This is a genomic window from Seonamhaeicola marinus (genome assembly GCF_008085455.1).
In genome coordinates, this window is sequence record NZ_VSDQ01000434.1 from 1 (window position 1) to 614 (window position 614).

1 protein-coding gene is annotated in these 614 nt (G+C 33.6%); it reads right to left on the reverse strand.

What is annotated here, in order from left to right; all coding sequences use genetic code 11:
• A partial coding sequence (locus FUA24_RS07565) for a deoxyhypusine synthase family protein (RefSeq protein WP_187388210.1) occupies positions 1–486 on the reverse strand: 486 nt, incomplete at its 3' end.
• Between the last annotated feature and the right edge of the window lie 128 nt (positions 487–614).

Sequence of the window (614 nt, forward strand, 5' to 3'; positions counted from 1 at the left end):
TTCTAACACACCCGATAATAGCATTTTATACATAAACTCATGTGGTAAATAGCGTTCGCCTTTATCATCAGCTTCTTTCCAAATAGCGTGTATGTGTTTTTGTAATCTTCTGAATGCTTCTTCTTCAGGAATACATGTATCTGTAACTCTGTTTAAACCCTTTTCTAACAAATCCCATTCTTGCTGCGGTGTTAAATCTCTGTAATTAGGTACACGTTTATAGTGTGAGTGTGCAACTAAATTCATGATATCTTCTTCAAGGTTTGCCCCTGTACATGAAATGATATGCACTTTATCTTGCCTAATCATTTCAGCAAAAATTTTACCTAACTCTGCAGTACTCATAGCACCAGCAAGAGACACCAGCATTTTAGCGCCATTGTTTAATTGATCTTCGTACGCTTTAGCGGCATCAACTACTGATGCTGCATTAAAGTGCAGATAGTATTTTTCTATGAAATTTGAAATAGCGCCTTTAGTACTCATCGTCTTCGTTAAATTTTGAAAAATTATTTACTTTATTGTTATTATTGTTAAAATCATCGTTATAGCCATCTTCAACGTCTTCATTTTGAAATTTATAGCTTAACATTTTATAATATAGTTTTGCAGCT